The sequence below is a fragment of the Wenzhouxiangella sp. YN1 genome (genome assembly GCF_056324145.1).
On record NZ_JBJNIO010000148.1, the window covers coordinates 102717 to 116291 of the forward strand.

11 protein-coding genes are annotated in these 13575 nt (G+C 64.5%); 5 read left to right on the forward strand and 6 right to left on the reverse strand.

The window, feature by feature from the left end; all coding sequences use genetic code 11:
* The first annotated feature begins 63 nt into the window (after positions 1 to 63).
* Complete coding sequence (hemN, locus tag ACEWQZ_RS09255) at positions 64 to 1458, forward strand: oxygen-independent coproporphyrinogen III oxidase (RefSeq protein WP_476482805.1); 1395 nt, start codon at positions 64 to 66, stop codon at positions 1456 to 1458.
* A 52-nt stretch (positions 1459 to 1510) separates the two neighbouring features.
* Here the strand turns inward: hemN and ACEWQZ_RS09260 are convergent, their stop codons facing one another.
* Positions 1511 to 4054 carry a M14 family zinc carboxypeptidase gene (locus ACEWQZ_RS09260; RefSeq protein ID WP_476482806.1) on the reverse strand — a complete coding sequence of 848 codons (2544 nt, stop codon included), beginning with the start codon at positions 4052 to 4054 and terminating at the stop codon, positions 1511 to 1513.
* 345 nt (positions 4055 to 4399) lie between these two features.
* Here ACEWQZ_RS09260 and glnA point away from each other — a divergent pair, with 345 nt between their 5' ends.
* The 3 genes from glnA (at position 4400) to ACEWQZ_RS09275 (ending at position 8018) form a co-directional block, all read left to right on the forward strand.
* Complete coding sequence (glnA, locus tag ACEWQZ_RS09265; RefSeq protein ID WP_476482807.1) at positions 4400 to 5809, forward strand: type I glutamate--ammonia ligase; 1410 nt, start codon at positions 4400 to 4402, stop codon at positions 5807 to 5809.
* Between the two features lie 97 nt (positions 5810 to 5906).
* Positions 5907 to 7436: a methyl-accepting chemotaxis protein gene (locus ACEWQZ_RS09270; RefSeq protein ID WP_476482808.1), complete on the forward strand. Its 1530-nt coding sequence runs from the start codon at positions 5907 to 5909 to the stop codon at positions 7434 to 7436.
* Positions 7437 to 7511: 75 nt separating this feature from the next.
* Positions 7512 to 8018 carry a DUF4124 domain-containing protein gene (locus ACEWQZ_RS09275; RefSeq protein ID WP_476482809.1) on the forward strand — a complete coding sequence of 169 codons (507 nt, stop codon included), beginning with the start codon at positions 7512 to 7514 and terminating at the stop codon, positions 8016 to 8018.
* 66 nt (positions 8019 to 8084) lie between these two features.
* Here ACEWQZ_RS09275 and dtd read toward each other — a convergent pair whose 3' ends face one another.
* Both dtd and ACEWQZ_RS09285 read right to left on the reverse strand, forming a co-directional pair.
* The gene (gene dtd, locus ACEWQZ_RS09280; RefSeq protein ID WP_476482810.1) at positions 8085 to 8525 is read right to left on the reverse strand and encodes a D-aminoacyl-tRNA deacylase; all 441 of its coding nucleotides are present in this window, start codon (positions 8523 to 8525) and stop codon (positions 8085 to 8087) included.
* Between the two features lie 13 nt (positions 8526 to 8538).
* Positions 8539 to 9183: a hypothetical protein gene (locus ACEWQZ_RS09285; RefSeq protein ID WP_476482811.1), complete on the reverse strand. Its 645-nt coding sequence runs from the start codon at positions 9181 to 9183 to the stop codon at positions 8539 to 8541.
* Between the two features lie 119 nt (positions 9184 to 9302).
* On the opposite strand from ACEWQZ_RS09285, the gene ACEWQZ_RS09290 reads away from it, so the two are divergent.
* Positions 9303 to 10205: a lysophospholipid acyltransferase family protein gene (locus ACEWQZ_RS09290; protein WP_476482812.1), complete on the forward strand. Its 903-nt coding sequence runs from the start codon at positions 9303 to 9305 to the stop codon at positions 10203 to 10205.
* A 38-nt stretch (positions 10206 to 10243) separates the two neighbouring features.
* Here the strand turns inward: ACEWQZ_RS09290 and ACEWQZ_RS09295 are convergent, their stop codons facing one another.
* The 3 genes from ACEWQZ_RS09295 to trkA all read right to left on the reverse strand — a co-directional run bounded on the left by ACEWQZ_RS09295 (position 10244) and on the right by trkA (position 13573).
* Positions 10244 to 10567 (reverse strand): hypothetical protein, encoded by a 324-nt coding sequence (locus ACEWQZ_RS09295; RefSeq protein WP_476482813.1) that lies wholly within the window; start codon positions 10565 to 10567, stop codon positions 10244 to 10246.
* A 166-nt stretch (positions 10568 to 10733) separates the two neighbouring features.
* Positions 10734 to 12188: a TrkH family potassium uptake protein gene (locus ACEWQZ_RS09300; protein ID WP_476482814.1), complete on the reverse strand. Its 1455-nt coding sequence runs from the start codon at positions 12186 to 12188 to the stop codon at positions 10734 to 10736.
* Positions 12189 to 12196: 8 nt separating this feature from the next.
* Entirely contained in the window at positions 12197 to 13573 is a 1377-nt protein-coding gene (trkA, locus tag ACEWQZ_RS09305) for a Trk system potassium transporter TrkA (protein WP_476482815.1), read from the reverse strand.
* Positions 13574 to 13575 lie beyond the last annotated feature (2 nt).

The window sequence follows — 13575 nt, forward strand, 5'->3', positions numbered from 1 at the left end:
GCTCCCAGAGTGGGGGACTACGCTTGAGCCCTGATCAACACTACCGTCTGCATTCAGATCACCATGTCTCAACTCATGCGCCCCAGTTTCGACGCCGAGCTGATCGCGAAATACGGTGGCGAGGGTCCGCGTTACACCTCGTACCCCACCGCGGTACAGTTCAGCGAGGATTTCGGTCCAGCCGAGCTCGAAGCAGCCATTGCCGACAGCAACGGCCTGCCGATGCCCGCCGGCCTGTCGCTTTATGTGCACGTGCCATTTTGCGCCAGCCCCTGTTTTTACTGTGCCTGCAATCGCGTCATCACGCGCTCGGCCACGGCTGGCCAGGAGTTTCTGGTCAATCTGGAAAAGGAGCTGCGGCTGGTCGCGCCGCGCTTCGACCGCGATCGAACCGTTCGCCAGGTGCACCTGGGCGGCGGCACGCCCACTTTCCTGCGCACTGACCAGGTTCGCCAGCTCATGGCACTGTTGCGGACTCATTTCCAGTTCGCGCCCGATGCCGAACTGGGCCTGGAGGTCGATCCACGCACCGTCGATCCGGCCGGCATCCGCGAGCTGCGCAACATCGGCTTCAACCGCATTTCGGTCGGCGTACAGGACCTTGACCCGCAGGTGCAGAAGGCGGTCAACCGCATCCACGACACCGCCATGGTCAGCGCGGTGATCGGCGCCGCCCGCGGCGTCGGCTTCGAGTCAATCAGCGTCGATCTGATCTACGGTCTGCCGATGCAGACCACGACCGGATTCGCGAAAACCGTCGAGTCGATCATCAGCATGGGCCCCGATCGGATCTCGCTGTTCAACTATGCCCACCTGCCGCACCTGTTCAAGGCCCAGCGCCAGATCGACATCGAACAGATGCCCAGCCCTGCAACCAAGCTGGGCGTGTTCCGCAACACGCTCGCGCGGCTGCTGGATGCCGGCTACGAATTCATCGGCATGGATCACTTTGCCAAACCTGAAGACTCGCTGGTTCAGGCCAAGAAAAACGGCAGCATGGTGCGCAACTTCCAGGGCTATTCGACCCACGGCGGCCTCGACCTGGTCAGCTTCGGCCCCAGCGCGATCAGCCAGATCGGCGACAGTTTCGCCCAGAATCACCGTCAGCTTGAAGAATGGGTCGTTGCCTTGATCGAGGGGCGCCTGCCGACCGCGCGCGGTCTGACCCGCAATACCGACGACCGTTTGCGCGCCGACGTCATCGAACGCATCATGTGCAATGGGGCACTGGTGTATCACGACATCGAACGCGACTACCAGCTGGTGTTCCGACACTATTTCGCCAAAGAACTCGAGCAGCTGCAGTCGCTGGCCGACGCCGGCCTGATCGAGTGCGACGCAGACGGTTTCAAGGTCACGGCCAACGGTCTGCTGTTTCTGCGCGCGATCGCCCGGATCTTCGACGCCTACCTGGCGCCAGCCGGACAGTCAAGCGGCCGTTTCTCGCGCATCGTCTGAGGGTTCAGCGGGTGGCCCACCGCAACGGTCGGCCACCCGCCGATCAACACGATCACTCGGGCAGTTTCGTCGGCGAGATCAACTGGCTGAAGAACAGCGTGTTGCCAAACAGCTTCTCACCACCCCGCCAGTAGCCGCGGAACAGCGGCTCGTCAGCAATGCGCACCACCGTGCCGGCGCCGTGGCGGCTGACGCTGATGGCCGGCGCACCGGCCAGCTTCTGGCGGTTCTTGGCCGAGAGATAACCGGCAGCCAGGGGGGCATCGGCATACACGCCCACCTGGGCGTAGGGGTTGTCAACGGCGCGCAGGCGGTGGGTGCCCTGGCGAAACAGCACCAGATCCTTATCGGTATAACCCCAGGCCAATGGATGGCTCAGATCCAGGTCAATCTGCAGCGCGCTGCCGCCGATCAGCTCACGGGCAAAGTCCTGCTGATAATCACCGTAGGCGCGACGCTGCATATCGCCGCTGGCGTCTTCTTCGGATTTCTCGTCAGCGGCAAACTGCCAGTCCAGCTCCAGCGATTCGACCACTTCCGCGCCGCTGCCAAAAGCCACGACGGTGCCGCCGTCCTTGACGAAGGCGGCAATGACGCGTCTGGTCGAGTCATCGAGCGAGCCATTCCAGCCTGTTGTCGGCACGATCAGGTGCGTGTGCTCTTCCAGCTGCCCACGGCTCAGTCGCGCGGCGTCGAGCTGGGCCAGCGGCTGCGCCAGGCGAGTGTCGAAGAAGTGCCAGACGGCGCCGGCGGCATAGGCGCTGACGCCCGGACCGGTCAGCATGGCCGCGCTGATCGGCTCGAGCACCGGTACCGACGGCGAGCCCAGATCGACGCCTGAGGAGGCCATGCCCCGATCGGCGCTCACAACATCAACCCCGTGCTGCTCGGCCAGCCCGGCCAGACGTGCACCGACCGGGTCGAGCTCCTGCGGCTGAATACCGGCATGGACAACCAGGCTGCCCTGCTCGAAGGCGCGATCGCGGCCATCGACTGCCAGAGTCGCGGCCTTGGTCAGCACCTGCACCCGATAGCCGTCGGCCAGCAGCGCGGCCAGCAGGGCGTCGGCACGATACTGGTTCCAGGGCACCAGCCAGGCCATGGCATCGCTGTTGACCGCCGCTGTTGCGTGGCTCGGCGCTTGCGTCAGCGCAGCACCGGTTTTCGGCAGACGGCGTGCCGTCGTCAACGGCAGATCATGCGCCATTGCCATCGGCCAGGCGGAAACATCGTAGAAGGTTTCGATCTCCATCTCGGTGACCGCCTCGAACATGGAGGTCAGCAGCAGGAAGCGGTCCTGGTCAGCCGGTATGGCCCAGGCCGAGCCGGGGCCGAAACGGGTGTCGCCGATCTCGACCGACTCCTCTACCGGGCGCACTGTCACGTCATGATTGAGCAGCATCTCGATCAGGCCATGGGCGCGCGCCGGGTCACCGCCATCGCCGATCAGCCAGCCTGCCTGCTCCCAGCTGCCGGCCCGGTCCTGCACATCGGCAAAGAAGCGCTGCTGATACTCGACCAGGTCGTCGGCATGAGACGCCGCGGCATCAAGCGTCGAGATGCTGGTGCGCACCTGGTTGGCCACCGTGTCGTTGAAGCGCTTGAGGCCGTATTTGCTGTCCTGAATCACGCCGCGGCTGGAGCCCTGCTCGAACAGGATTCCGATGCCACCGGTCACGTCCGGATAGGTCGAACCCTTGCCGACATAAAAGTCGTCGAAGGACTCGCGCGCGTAATAGGGCTGGCCGGCGGAATCCAGAATGCGGCCGTGAAACTCGGCGATGTCGGCAGTCAGCTGCTGATTGGCATCGGAAATGAGCGGGTTGGTGCGCTCGGGAATACCGGGCTGGAAAAAGAACGTGCTGTTGCGCCCCATTTCATGGTGGTCGGTAATCACATGCGGACGCCACATCTGATAATGGCGCAGGCGGTTCTGCGAAACCGGGTGAACCACAGGCAACCAGTCGCGGTTGAGGTCGAACCAGTAATAGTTGGTGCGCCCGTTCGGCCAGCCTTCGGCATGTTCGCGATCAGCGGGATCCGAAGAGGGATGGTTGCCGCGGTGCATGTTGACCCAATGAGCGAAACGATCGATGCCATCGGGATTGATGGCCGGCTCCATGACCATCACCAGCTCGTCGCGCCAGCGCTGAACGCGTTCATCCTCGCCAGCGGCCAGGTACCAGGCCATGACCAGTGCAGCGCTCACGCCGGAGGCCTCGTTGCCGTGCACCGAGTAGCCCATCCAGACCACGGGCGGCCCTTCTCCGTTGTGCGCGGCGTTCTTGCGTCCAGCACGAATCTCATCGATACGGGCCAGGCGCTCGGGGCTGGCGAAAGTCAGCAACAGCTGCGGTCGCTGGCCGTGCGTGCGCCCGATTTCCTCGAGATGGACGCGGTCGGAGTGAGCAGCCAGGCGCCGCAGATAGGTCACGACCTGATCATGGCGCGGATGGCGCTCGCCCGGCTCGAAGCCAAGCACTTCAGCCGGCGTGGGCACCGACTCGTCCACCGACACGTCGGCCGGCAGGCCGGGAAGAGCCAGCACCGGCGCCGAAAAGAGGAGCAGAAAAGGAATCAGCAACTTCTTGGTCATTTGTTACCGCTAGAGTATTAAAGTGGATGCTATTCAGCTTAAACGAGTTGGCGCTTTCAGTCTGAGAAGGCGGTCACAGGCTGAGGCATTTCCCCGATTTTCGCGAAGGAAAGGCCAGTCAGCAGGCTTCACGCCTGCCGCCCGAGGGCGTCCTGTGACCCGGGCCGTTCGCCAGCGCCCCGACGCGGGATCGGCACGCCGGGCGCTGGCGCACATCGCGCTCGCGGCGCGAGCGCAAAGCGCGTAAAATTTGTCCGGGGATCGGCTGCGACTGGATTGTCAACGCAATATCCAGTCCGCACCCGGGGCCCCGACCCTGTCACCCAACAAGGCTGTCCGATCCAGATGACCCCCGAAAAGGTGCTCCAGAGAATCCGCGAAGAAGAGATCCGGTTCGTTGACCTGCGCTTCTCCGACACGCTCGGCAAGGAGCAGCACATCACGCTGCCGGCCCATGCCGTCGACGAAGACATGTTCGAGGACGGCACGATGTTCGACGGTTCCTCGATCGTCGGTTGGAAGGGCGTCAACGAATCCGACATGGTGCTCATGCCGGATGCCGAAACCGCCTGCCTCGATCCGTTTTCGGAATATCCGACGCTCAGCCTGACCTGCGACATCCTCGAGCCCGACACCATGCAAGGCTACAGCCGCTGCCCGCGCTCGCTGGCCCGGCGAGCCGAGGCCTTTCTGCAGTCCAGCGGCCTGGCCGATGCGGCGTTCTTCGGGCCCGAGCCGGAGTTTTTCGTGTTTGACGACGTGCGCTGGAACAACGATATTTCCGGCTGTTCGTTTGCCATCGACTCCGAAGAAGCCGCCTGGAACAGCGACAAGCAATACGAAGACGGCAACTACGGCCATCGGCCGCGCGTGAAAGGCGGCTATTTTCCGGTCCCCCCGGTCGACGGGCTGGCCGATCTGAGAAGCCTGATGTGCCTGACCCTGGAAGCCTGCGGCATTCCGGTGGAAGTGCACCACCACGAAGTCGGCACCGCCGGCCAGTGCGAAATCGGCACGCGCTTCAATACTCTGGTGCGCAAGGCAGACGAGATGCTGATGATGAAATACGTCATCCACAACGTCGCCCATCGCCACGGCCGCACGGCCACTTTCATGCCCAAGCCCCTGGTCGGCGACAACGGCTCGGGCATGCACGTGCATCAGTCGCTGTCGCGAGACGGCAAGAATCTGTTTGCCGGCGAGGGCTATGGCGGCCTGAGCGACATGGGGCTGCACTACATCGGCGGCATCTTCAAGCATGCCCGCGCCCTCAACGCCTTCGCCAACTCGACCACCAACAGCTACAAGCGCCTGGTACCGGGCTTCGAAGCACCGGTACTGCTGGCGTATTCGGCGCGCAATCGCTCAGCCTCCTGCCGCGTGCCCTGGGTCAGCTCGGACAAGGCACGCCGCATCGAGATCCGTTTCGGCGACGCGGCCGGCAACCCCTACCTCACCTTTGCGGCCATGCTGATGGCCGGCCTCGACGGCGTGATCAACAAGATTGACCCGGGCGCGCCCATGGACAAGGACCTCTACGACCTGCCGCCCGAAGAAGAGCGCGATATTCCGCGCGTGTGTCACGCTCTGGATCAGGCGCTGGAAGCGCTCGATGCCGACCGCGACTTTCTCAAGGCCGGCGACGTCTTCACCGACGACCTGATCGACGCCTACATCAACCTGAAGATGAACGAAGTCACGCGCTTGCGCATGGCGACACACCCGGTCGAATTCGACATGTATTACTCCAGCTGACCCGGCCGCAGGCCCGCATTCCTGACTGAGCTAAAGGACTCGCTGGCATCGGCCGCTAAGGCCGGTATCAGACACCCATTGGAAGCGGAAAGCGGCAATGCGGAACAATCAGCCCGTGACTCAGCGCGAAGTGCGGGTCCCACCCGGCGAGTACATCGTCTCCAAGACCGACCTGCGCGGCAAGATCACCTTCGTCAACCGGACATTCATCGAAATCAGCGGCTTCAGCGAAGACGAGCTGATGGGAAGCCCCCAGAACATGATTCGCCACCCGGACGTCCCGCCGGCAGTGTTCGCGGATTTCTGGAATACCATCAAGGCGGGCCGACCCTGGCGCGGGGTGATAAAGAACCGCTGCAAGAACGGTGATCATTACTGGGTGGAGGCCAACGTCAATCCGATCTGGCAGGGCAACCGCGCGATCGGCTACATGTCGATGCGTCGCGGCCCGTCACGGCGCGAAATCGAGCAGGCCGAGCGCCTCTACAATGATCTGTGGAGCACTCGCCCGCAGCAGGCGCTGCACGAGGGGCACCCGATCCGCCGCGGCATCGCCGGCCGTCTCGGCGTGGCGCTCCGCAGGGTCAGACAGTTCGAGCTCACTGCCCTGTCAGCGGTCGGCGCGGCCTGCATGCTGGCCGCGGCAATCCTTGCCGGCCCGCTGCTCGGCCTCTGGTTGATCGCCGCGCTGGCCTTCACGGGCACGCTTGCAACGGTGGCCCAACTGGTCATTTTCCGCACCCGCTTCAGCCGACCGCTCGAGAAGGCCATCCGCCTGTGCCAGCAAATCGGCGCGGGCGACTTGTACAACCTGCCCTATCGCGACCACCGCAGCCCGATGGGCCACCTGAACCACGCGCTGAGTACGCTTTCGGGCAATATGGCCAGCGCCGTGCTCGAAACCCAACGCTCCGGGTGGACACTCGGAGATCACGTCAACGGCCTGTCTGCAACCGCCAGCTCAATGAACGAATCGGCCATTCAGCAGGCCGACAATCTCGAAGACACGACGACGACCATGAATCAGATGGCGGCCGCGATCGAAAACAATCACGACAGCGCCCGCCAGACCAGCGCCGTGGCGAGGCAGGCGTCCGATCTGGCGCGCGCCGGCGGCGAGCGGGTAAACGCAACGGTGCGCGCCATGCGACGGATCGCCGAGCAGATCCAGAGCATCGACGAGATCGCCTCTCAGACCAACCTGCTGGCCCTCAACGCCGCCATCGAGGCCGCACGCGCGGGCGAGTCGGGCAAGGGCTTTGCCGTTGTCGCCTCGGAAGTCCGCAAGCTGGCCGAGCGCAGTCGCGCCACCGCTCAGCAGGTCGCGCAACTGTCCGACGACTCGGTAAACACGGCCGAGGAGGCCGGCCAGCTGTTCGAGCAGATCGTGCCGTCCATCGAGAAGACGTCCACGCTGCTCGAGCAGATCTCGGCGAGCTCTTCAGAGCAGTCGCTCAATGCACGGCGTATTCGCGAGGTCATCGGCCAGCTCAACGAGGCGGCCCGGCACACGGCGGATTCATCACGGCAGCTGACCTCCACCGCCGGCGAACTGGGCCAATCGGTCAGGCTGCGGGCGCGGGCGATGAACGCTTTTCGCTTCGAAAAGGATCGCGGCGCAGCCTGATCGTGTTTCACTGCGGTATTCCACCGCCATTGCCCGGTAGAATGGAACAATGGATGGAATGTCGGGAGTTTGCCCATGAAAGCGATCAGCATCGTATTGACCGCGCTTCTGCTGGCCGGCGGCCCGCTGGCCGCCCAGGAGATCTACCGCGTTGTAGACGAACACGGCAACGTGACCTACACCGACCGCAAGCCCGACGACGATGCCGAGCCCATGGATCTGCCGGAGCTCAATGTGCTCGAGGGTGATCTCGAGACGCAGCCAACCGACCCCCTGGCCGCGGCTCGACCGGCCATGAACTTCCGCATCGAACAGCCCGCCGATGGCGCCGCCTTGACGCTGGCGGCCGACGACGGCCTCGAGGTCGTGCTGGGCATTGATATCGAAGTGCCGCCGACCGCACGGATCACGCTGGTACTCGACGGTGAACCGCTGGCGCCCCTGCGCTCGCTGCAGGCCAGCATTGATGCACCCCCACCCGGCGGGCACCGCCTGTTCGCCCGACTGGAAACACCGTCAGGCCGCGTACTCGCCACCACCGACCCGGTGGCTTTCACCATGGTGGCCCCTGCAAGCAGATGAATGCGGCATTTCGCAAGGCACAGGTTCGACGACATCGCCAGGCGCGGTAACGGCCCGCGGGCGCCCTCAATTCACCTCCAGCCAGAACGTCACCGGGCCATCGTTGATCAGGGCCACCTGCATGTCGGCGCCAAAACGGCCGAAGGCGCTGCCCGGCCAGTCGCGCTCGACCTGCTCGACCAACGCGGCGAACAGCGCCTCACCCTCGGCTGGCGGCGCAGCCGGGGTGAAACTGGGTCGATTGCCCGAGTTGGTATCGGCCGCCAGGGTGAACTGTGGCACGACCAGCAGGCCGCCGCCGACATCGCGCAGGCCCACGTTCATCCGCCCCTCATCGTCGGCGAAGACGCGATAGTTGAGCAATCGCTCGACAAAGCGCGGAATCCGCTCGACCCTGTCGCCCTGGCGAAAACCGGCCAGCACCACAAGGCCGGCGCCGATCTCGCCGACCGCCTCGCCATCAATCCGGACCGAGGCTTCGCTGACGCGCTGCAGCAGTCCGATCATTTCCCCACCCCGATCAGCCGCAGTCGGATGCCGGATCGTTTGCGCGGTCGGGATCGCTCGCCTCGACCCGCAGCCAGGTGCCCCGGCTTTCTCCATCCACTTCGGTGAGCGTGCATTGGTACACCACCTCGTCGGACACCTCGCAGCCCGCCCGGCTCGTTTGCGCACGCCATTCGCTGTCGGGCAGAAGGCCCGAGCAGAGCCGATCCGCCCCCCCGCTCACGGTCGCGGGTGCGCGCAGTCGTTCGATCCGGGCCGCCGATCGCTCGAGGTAGTCGGAAAAACCCGCCGGGTCTTCGCGGACGGCTTCGGAAATCCGGAAAGGAACCGTCATCTCGCCGAAAGTGCGGCTGCCATCGATCTCGGCGTCGGTGAAACCGTATGCCTGCAGCTGGCGGCGATGGTCCTCCAGTGGCAGGTCCTCGATGGCATCCTCGTCGACCAGCGCGACGCCGTCGACCAGCACGGGAACGTTGAACTCGACGATCAGTTCATGACGCAGCGCATCGGCCGTGCCGACAATGGCGGCGAGCAGTTCGGCCGGCGCCAGGCGGCCGGACATGCCCGGAGGCCAGGCAGGAGCGTCGTCCGCCCGCGCGGGCGGAGCCTGGAGCGCAATCGCGGCGGCAAGAACGGCAATGGTGGCTATAATCCTCATCACGAAACCATACGTGCCAGAACTGACCCGAGCCTACACTGCGCGCACGGCCTTGTCCAAAACACCAGAGCACTGACTCGACTCGTCCAATCCTGGCGCCAGCCGGATTCCCGAACCCCATGATCGAACGCCTTGCCGTCGCCCTCTTGCACCTGCTCTCCTGGCTGCCGCTGCGCCTGCTCCATGCGCTGGCCGTGCCGCTGGCCTGGCTCATGCGCTTCCTGCCCTGGCGCGGGCATGCGGTGGTGCGCACCAACCTGAAGCTGTGCTTCCCCGAGCTGGATGAAGCCGCCCGGGAACGGCTCTACCGCCGCCATCTCGTGGAGATGATGCGCCTGGTGCTGGAATCGGGCGCCGTGTGGTACTGGTCGCGCGCTCGCCTGCAGCGCCATGTCCGACAAGTCGACGGCTGGGCCCAGGTCGAACGGGCCGCCGCGCGGGGCAAGGGCGTTCTGCTGGTTGGCGCGCACTTCGGCAACTGGGAAGTCCTGCCGCTGTGGGTGTCCCTGCAGCGACCGTTTACCGCCCTGTACAAAGCCCCGCGGCAGGCAGGTCTTGACCAGCGCGTTACCGCAAGCCGCCAGCGTTTTGGCGCCCGTCTGATCGCCAGCGGCAGCCCGGCCATGCGCCGGCTTCTGGCCGGCCTGAGGCGCGGCGAGGCGATCGGCCTGCTGGCCGATCAGCAGCCCAAGCAGGGTGAAGGCGTTTTTGCCGACTTTTTCGACCAACCCGCGCTGACCATGACCCTGGTCAACCGTCTGGCGCGCCGCACCGGCTCCGCGGTGATCTTCGCCAGCGCCCAGCGTCTGGCACGGGGCCGCGGCTGGCGGCTGCGCTTCGAGCCGGCCGACCCGGCCATTGCCGACGACGACCCCGTCTGCGCCGCCGGCGTCATGCACCGCTGGCTGGAAAACGAAATCCGGCGCGCTCCTGCACAGTACCTGTGGAGCTACAAGCGCTTCAGCCGCCAGCCCGGTGGGCGTCCTTCGCCGTATCCGGCACGCAGGAAGCGCCACTCTTGATTATTCATTAACCCGACATCGAAGCAGGTTGCCGCCGGCTATTGGTCGGACTGCGTTCGGTCCAGACGCTTGAGGAAGACGCCGATGACCTTTTCGGCCTGCTTGTCGCCGTTGGCCTGCGCGGCCTCCAGCCCCTTCTCCCAGGCCGCTCGGGCCGCTTCCGGCCGCGACGATTCATTGAATGCCTTGCCCAGCTCCTGCCAGGCCATGGTCTGGTCGGGCCGGTGCCCGGTGGCCACTTCCAGGTGCTCGATCGCGCGCGCCAGATCACCGGCTTTCAGCCGCGCCTGCCCGGCCGCCAGCCGTGCTTCATAGCTGTCGCGGCCCTGGTCGATCATTTTTTCGATAACTTCTGGATCCATCGAAATAGCCTCTTGGGTTTTAAGTGTGAAAACTTTAGTGTGAAGTGTGAAGTTTCGGAGCCCTTGGAGCTTGATCGCCAGCTTTTGAAGCGGCAAAAACATCGCCAGGCAAGGATGGAGCTCCGGCTTGCCACCGCCCGCCACTTCACACTTGACACTAGAATTCTTAATGCCTCCAATAACTCGGCGTCAGCAACACCAGGATTGTGAAAATCTCCAGCCGCCCCAGCAGCATGGCGAAGCTCATCAGCCATTTGGTGGCACCATTGAGTGACCCGTAGTTGGGGCCGGCCTCGCCGAGGGCGGGGCCCAGATTGTTGAGCGATGAGAAGACCACCGACACGGCAGTGACCAGATCATGCTCGATACCGGAGACGATCAGCGTGAGCACGACCACGCAGAGGATGTAGAGCGACACATAGCCCCAGACCGCGTTGGCAACTTCCTGATCGAGCGTGCGCCCGCCCAGCTTCAGCGGCACTACGGCACGCGGATGAACAAGGCGCTTGAGCTCACGCAAGCCCTGCTTGGTCAACAGATAGACACGAATGATCTTGAAGCCGCCGGTGGTAGCGCCGGCGCAGCCGCCCAGACCGCTGATCAGCAGCAAGAGCAGGGGCAGCGTGCCAGGCCATGCATAGACTTCGGCCGTGGTGAAGCCGGTGGTGGTCATGTAGGAAATCGACTGGAAGACGGCGTAGCGCAGCGACTCCCAGAAGCTCGAATACAGGCTCTGGTGCCACAGCAAAAGCGTGGCCACCACTGAAATACTCAGCAGCAGCAGCACGAACAGCTTGAGTTCCGGATCGCGCAGATAGACCTGCAGGGTAGTCCGGCGCAGGGCCAGATAGTGCAGGCCGAAGTTCAGGCTGGAGATCACCATGAAGAATACGACCAGCCATTCGATCAGCGCGCTGTCGAAATAGCCAATCGAGGCGTCGTGGGTGGAAAACCCGGCCGTGGCGACGGTCGAAAAGCTGTGCCCGATAGCATCGAACAGCGACATGCCCGCCGCCCAGAAGGCGGCCGCGCACAGCACCGTCAGGCCGATGTAGATCAGCCACAGCGCCTTGGCCGTCTCGGCGATTCTCGGTGTCAGCCGGCTTTCCTTGACCGGCCCGGTAATCTCGGCCTTGTAGACCTGCATGCCGCCGATGCGCAGCATCGGCAGGATGGCGACCGCCAGCACGATGATGCCCAGCCCACCCATCCAGTGCAGCTGCTGGCGATACCACAGGATCGAGATCGGCATCTCGTCGAGGCCGGTGAAGACCGTGGCGCCCGTGGTGGTCAAACCGGAGGTTGATTCGAACACCGCGTCGACCAGACTGGCGTCGATGGCCAGGACAAAAGGCACGGCCCCGGCCAGACACACCGCTGCCCAGCAAGCCACCACCACCAGAAAACCGTCGCGAATGCGCAGCTCGCGGTGCGAATCGCGCATCGGCAGATACAGCGCCAGGCCGGTTACGGCCACCACCAGCAGGCTGACGGCAAACGCATGGAACGTGCCATCCTGGCTGACCAGAGCGAACACCAACGGCGGCACGAAGCCCAGGCTGAGGAAGATCAACAGCACCCCGACGATGCGCTGAACCGGTGCGTAGGCGCGGAACCGCATGTCGCCGGCTACAGGAAAACGGCTTCGACCGCGAACAGACGCTCGACGCGGCGGATGGAGGCCTGTTCGGCAACAAACAGGATGACGTGATCGTCGGTCTCGATGACGACGTCGTGGTGGGCGATGATCACGCGCTCACCGCGGATGATGCCGCCGATGCTGGTCGCCGGCGGCAGGTCGACCTCGCCGATACGCTTGCCGACCACCCTGGACTGCCCGGGGGTACCGTGCGCCACGGCCTCGATGGCCTCGGCGGCGCCCCCCCTGAGCGAGTGGACGCGCACCATGTGCCCCTTGCGGATATGAGTCAGCAATGCACCGATGGTGACCTGCTGCGGGCTCACCGCCACGTCGATACGATCGGACTCGACCAGGTCGACGTAGGCCGGGCGGTTGATCAGGGTGATGACCTTGTCCGCGCCCAGGCGCTTGGCCAGCATCGACGAGAGAATATTGACTTCATCGTCATTGGTCAGGGCGCAGTAGACGTCGGTCTCGTCGATACCCTCCTCGTGCAGCAGGTCCTCATCGGCTGCGTCTCCGACCAGCACCAGCGTGGTGTCGAGATCTTCGGCAATGCGCTCGGCGCGTACCGGGTCGCGCTCGATGAGCTTGACGTGATGACTGCGTTCGAGGCGACGCGCCAGGCTGGCGCCGATATTGCCGCCGCCGGCCAGCAGGATGCGATGCCCCGGCTCGCTCATGCGCCTGAGCTCACGCATCACCACCGGAATATCCTCGCGTGCAGCCAGGAAAAACACCGTATCGTCGACCTCGATCACGGTGTCGCCCTGCGGGATGATGGGCTCGTCATTGCGGAAAATGGCGGCCACCCGCGCGTCGACCCCGCTGGGCAGCTTGTCGCGCAGGGCGCGCAGCTCATGGCCGATCAGCGGCCCTTCGTGGAAGGCGCGCGTGCCCACCAGCTGGGCGCGGCCGTCGGCAAAGTCAAACACCTGCAGCGCGCCGGGATAGTCGATCAGGCGCTGGATGTGGTTGGTAACCAGACCTTCTGGACTGATCAATACGTCGATCGGCGTGCTGTCGCGCTTGAACAACTCCGGATAGGCCAGATAGTCGCTGGCGCGCACGCGCGCGACCTTGGTCGGCGTATTGAACAGCGAATAGGCCACCTGGCAGGCGACCATGTTGGTTTCGTCGGAATTGGTCAGGGCAATCAGCAGCTCGGCGTCGTCGATGCCGGCACGAATCAGCGTTTCGGGGTGCGCGCCATGGCCAAGCACGGTGCGGATATCGAGCTTTTCCTGCAGCTCGCGCAAGCGCTCGGCATCGGTGTCGACGACGGTGATGTCGAACTCTTCGGCCGACAGGCTGCGGGCCATCCCGCTTCCCACCTGTCCTGCGCCGAGGATGATGATCTGCATGG

Bases quoted from the DNA above. Each gene is read 5' to 3' on its own strand.
- ACEWQZ_RS09300 (WP_476482814.1), bottom strand. From the start codon at position 12,188: ATGCGGTTCCGCGCCTACGCACCGGTTCAGCGCATCGTCGGGGTGCTG.
- ACEWQZ_RS09270 (WP_476482808.1), top strand. From the start codon at position 5,907: ATGCGGAACAATCAGCCCGTGACTCAGCGCGAAGTGCGGGTCCCACCC.
- hemN (WP_476482805.1), top strand. From the start codon at position 64: ATGTCTCAACTCATGCGCCCCAGTTTCGACGCCGAGCTGATCGCGAAA.
- trkA (WP_476482815.1), bottom strand. From the start codon at position 13,573: ATGCAGATCATCATCCTCGGCGCAGGACAGGTGGGAAGCGGGATGGCC.
- ACEWQZ_RS09285 (WP_476482811.1), bottom strand. From the start codon at position 9,183: ATGAGGATTATAGCCACCATTGCCGTTCTTGCCGCCGCGATTGCGCTC.
- ACEWQZ_RS09295 (WP_476482813.1), bottom strand. From the start codon at position 10,567: ATGGATCCAGAAGTTATCGAAAAAATGATCGACCAGGGCCGCGACAGC.
- glnA (WP_476482807.1), top strand. From the start codon at position 4,400: ATGACCCCCGAAAAGGTGCTCCAGAGAATCCGCGAAGAAGAGATCCGG.
- ACEWQZ_RS09275 (WP_476482809.1), top strand. From the start codon at position 7,512: ATGAAAGCGATCAGCATCGTATTGACCGCGCTTCTGCTGGCCGGCGGC.
- dtd (WP_476482810.1), bottom strand. From the start codon at position 8,525: ATGATCGGACTGCTGCAGCGCGTCAGCGAAGCCTCGGTCCGGATTGAT.
- ACEWQZ_RS09290 (WP_476482812.1), top strand. From the start codon at position 9,303: ATGATCGAACGCCTTGCCGTCGCCCTCTTGCACCTGCTCTCCTGGCTG.
- ACEWQZ_RS09260 (WP_476482806.1), bottom strand. From the start codon at position 4,054: ATGACCAAGAAGTTGCTGATTCCTTTTCTGCTCCTCTTTTCGGCGCCG.